The following is a 2,192-nucleotide window of genomic DNA, read 5'->3' as shown; positions in this document are numbered from 1 at the left end:
CAAGATGCCAACAACCCACTGGCAAATGTGACTGGTGCCAGTCTGTTGAGCAGTCCTTTTGCAGATGAGCAAGTGGTCTTGAACCAACAAGCTGATTTAAGCGGTTTGCAAAATGGTTATATCGTCGTTAACAATCGGCAATACGCTAAAGTTACTGGGGGTTATGTCTGCAACGATGATGTGATGAAGAACTTGACCCCATTACCGACAGGCTCTGGTAGTAATAAGATTCCGGTTTTGGCTTATCATGCCATTCAAGATGAAGATGGTGATGATTACCATTTGAGCTTTGATAAGTTCCGTGACGATATGCAGTGGTTAGCTGACAATAATTGGTATACACTGACTGAAAGCGAAGTTATCGATGCTTTGACTAAAGGTACCGCGATCCCTGCCAATTCAGTGCTGGTCACGTTAGATGACTTTTATGCAGGTTGGTACACCGGTTATAATGGCCGAGGGGCTATTGGGATTATGGAAGACATTGGTATTAACGCTATTTTGTTTTTAACTGTTAGAAATATGGAGGATAATCCAGGATCTTGGGACTTTGTAAGGGTATTGGATCACAATCAGTTTGCCTTAGGATCTCATAACAATCTTCACGTAGGTGATGGCAACCTGACAAGTACCCAACTGCACGATCAAATTGTTAATTCGAAATCGGCTATTGAAGCAGGAGGACTCACAACTGTACGTTCATACGCTTATCCAACTGGTTCTAGAAACGATGAGGCCAGATTTGAGCTTCGCAAAGCTGGTTATGATATTGCCTTTAATTTTGGGGTAGATGAATCCGCAGGTTCAACGGAATCTATCTTAGATGGTACACGGCTTACAGTGGCTTCAACGGATGGTACTTTGACCCGTTATAACTTCAACCGTAAAGCTGTCAATCCAAGCAATGCCTATAGCTTGCCAAGTCTGCTAGAAAATGACTAATTTATAACACAAAAAGTGGTAATCAGATCGAACTGTCTGACTGCCACTTTTGCGTTGTATTATTAATCTAATGAATCATAAGAGGCTGCTAGCCAAACCTCGGGGCCCAACTTGTACCAATTAGTTTGTGTGAAAATTGCGTCAGTATAACTGACTTCATAACATAACCATTGGGAGCCAGAGTCTAAATAGATACCTGGAAACATATCCTCCATATCAGGATATTTAAATGTTTGTTTTGCGCTATCCCCATGAATGGTAACAACAAATGGATGTTGCATTGTAGTAATGACTCTTTGCTGCGTAGTATAATCACGGCTCAAATCTGGTCGATTGTAAGCTGTATTAAAATTGTAGAATAAGTTGTTGTTGAAGTAAAAACTTGGAATCCACTGATCATTACCTAAATCAAACCAGACACTTCCATCGGCCCCACTATAATACCGAGTAATTTTCCAGATACTCCCAGGTTTCACGGTACCAACTTGGTGAGTGTAATCAGTGCTCCCCCAAAGTGCAACAGGCTCATTGTTGTCCACGATACCGGCAACGTAGTTATAACCATATGATTTGGCTTGAAAATTAATTGGCGTAGTAACGACTTTCCCTTGTGGAATAACCAGCACCTGACCATCTACTAACCAAGTATCTGATCCTATTGAATAGGCAGCACTCGCTCTTTCCCAAGGTTCTGGACCAGCATTTGAAATTAGCGGAACTGTTGTTTGAATCTTCCACGCTGACAAACCATAAACCGGGCCAGTGGGTTGGAGTTGAGTCGCCTTAGTCGGCGTTACGCCCTTACCAGCAGTGACAAAACTGCTGTCTTCCACAGGAATGGCCACCATTGTTTCTGCTTTAACATTTTGAGGTTGCTGCAAGATAAAGCTTAAACTCACGAGTAAGGTACCTAAACCCAATAACCATACTAACTTTTTCATTAAAATTCGCTCCTCGTATAGCTGTAACTGAGGCTTTTATTAGTCCAGTGAATCAGATGTAGCCTGCAGCCAAACATTGGTCCCTACCTGATACCAAACACCGCCACCTAAGTAAACATTGGTACACAACCACTGTGAATTTGGTTCCAGGTCAATACTTGTGGAAAGCGCATAGGGCAGTAGTCTTGTGGGTACTTTTTTATCACCGTGAACTGTAACGACAATTGGATGTTGTAGCTCGACACGACTTCTAAACTGCTGCAGATAGTCACTATTTATGCCTGGGTAATTATAAGCGGAATTAAATTC

The 2,192-nt window shown here is 42.1% G+C and carries 3 protein-coding genes; 1 reads left to right on the top strand and 2 read right to left on the bottom strand.

The genetic code is table 11. The features are described from left to right. Positions 1-942, top strand: a 942-nt coding sequence (locus FC83_RS08700) for a polysaccharide deacetylase family protein (RefSeq protein ID WP_201782558.1), incomplete at its 5' end; no start/stop codon positions are given. Between the two features lie 62 nt (positions 943-1,004). On the opposite strand, the gene FC83_RS08695 is transcribed toward FC83_RS08700, so the two are convergent. Together FC83_RS08695 and FC83_RS17315 are read right to left on the bottom strand one after the other, a co-directional pair. Then, positions 1,005-1,883 carry a hypothetical protein gene (locus FC83_RS08695; RefSeq protein ID WP_057002652.1) on the bottom strand — a complete coding sequence of 293 codons (879 nt, stop codon included), beginning with the start codon at positions 1,881-1,883 and terminating at the stop codon, positions 1,005-1,007. Between the two features lie 39 nt (positions 1,884-1,922). Beyond that, positions 1,923-2,192: hypothetical protein (locus tag FC83_RS17315; protein WP_201782553.1), on the bottom strand; the 270-nt coding region annotated here is incomplete at its 5' end.

It is taken from the genome of Agrilactobacillus composti DSM 18527 = JCM 14202 (genome assembly GCF_001436375.1).
Classification (GTDB): Bacteria; Bacillota; Bacilli; order Lactobacillales; family Lactobacillaceae; genus Agrilactobacillus; species Agrilactobacillus composti.
The sequence above is the reverse complement of the archived record's forward strand: the minus strand, read 5'-3'. Positions and strand labels throughout refer to the sequence as shown.

What these genes read in the sequence shown, in the direction of transcription:
- FC83_RS08695 (WP_057002652.1), bottom strand. Translation starts at nt 1,883, where the DNA reads ATGAAAAAGTTAGTATGGTTATTGGGTTTAGGTACCTTACTCGTGAGT.